This is a genomic window from Corynebacterium sp. S5S1 (assembly GCF_001913985.1).
In the GTDB taxonomy this organism is placed as follows: domain Bacteria; phylum Actinomycetota; class Actinomycetes; order Mycobacteriales; family Mycobacteriaceae; genus Corynebacterium; species Corynebacterium marquesiae.
In genome coordinates this window covers 3,017-4,268 of sequence record NZ_MKXT01000096.1, presented here as the reverse complement: position 1 = coordinate 4,268, position 1,252 = coordinate 3,017, and the positions used below count along the sequence as shown (strand labels likewise).

Genomic DNA, 1,252 nt, shown 5'->3' with positions numbered 1-1,252 from the left:
CACGAGCTCGCCGCGCGCGTCGAATTGCAGAGCAAACCGGTTGCCAGAGGCCAACAGATCCGAAATATGGCTGTGCACCCAGGCTTTGGTGCCGGTGCATTCGGTGTCGGACTCGTCGATAATGACCTCATTGAGCAGCACGAAACTGGCAGCACCGGCGGGTGCGGAGTTGCCGGATTCATCGCTGAAACTCACCTGTGCCTGCAACGGGGCGCACCCGGTGTAGCCTGCCATGCTGTTTTGGCTGAACCCCAGCCGTGGCACGCCTGCTAAATCCGCGGGCACTTCGGTGGGATCTTCCGGGGCGGAATAAATGTGGGTGATCTGCCAGGTGGAATCCAGCAACGTGCCGGTGGATTCATCGGCGCACGCGGCCAGGCCAGTGGTGGCAGCCGCGAGAGACACCAATGCTGTTGCTTGCCGACGCCCGATCATGCGAATTCATCCAAACTCGTGAGAAATGTCTGCGCCCAGCGGGCCACGTCGTATTCCAGCACGTGTTCATGCATGTGCTGCATGCGCTCGCGCATCCGTTCTGGGTGTTCCCGCAACCCGGTTGCTGCGGTCACCATCGCGGTTTTGATTGATTCCATATCAAAAGGGTTGCACAGCACTGCCTGCTGTAATTCCTGGGCTGCACCCGCGAACTCAGAGAGCACAAGCGCGCCGGAACCGTCGTCGTGGCAGGCGACGTATTCCTTGGCCACCAGGTTCATGCCATCTTTGAAGGGCGTGACCACCATGACATCCGCTAGTTGGTAGTACAGCTGCAGCGTGTGCTTGGGCACGCTGGTGTGCTGGTAATGCACCACGGGGTGGCCCAGCGTGGAAAACCGCCCGTTGATGCGGCCGACGGTTTCTTCTACCACCGAGCGCGTCCTGCGGTAGTGGTCGATCCGTTCCCGCGACGGGGTTGCTAATTGCACGAAGGACACGTCGCTGGGGGCAAAGGCACCGGCTTCCAATAACTCTTCGAAGGCTTGCAGCCGTTCGACGATGCCCTTGGTGTAATCCAGCCGGTCCACACCTAAAAACACCACCTGCGGGTTGCCAAGGTCCGCCCGCAGTCGCGCGATTTCGTGCTTATCACCCGCGCTGCGCTTGGCTTGGGAGCCAGAATCCAGCGAGATGGGGAAGGCCGCAACGCCGACTTCGCGGGAATCGGGGGTGGTGATGCGTGCGGTGATTTCGCGCAGGCTGGCACTACCTCCGGTCACCGTATGGCCTGCGGCGCCATAACCGGCGTCGACAA

At 61.2% G+C, this 1,252-nt stretch carries 2 protein-coding genes; both read right to left on the bottom strand.

Features of this window, described 5'->3' with window-relative positions:
- On the bottom strand, positions 1-405 hold a 405-nt coding region (locus BKN05_RS12555), incomplete at its 3' end, for a hypothetical protein (RefSeq protein ID WP_286688792.1).
- 26 nt (positions 406-431) lie between these two features.
- The coding region (locus BKN05_RS12550) for an alpha,alpha-trehalose-phosphate synthase (UDP-forming) (RefSeq protein WP_286688791.1) at positions 432-1,252 on the bottom strand (821 nt) is incomplete at its 5' end.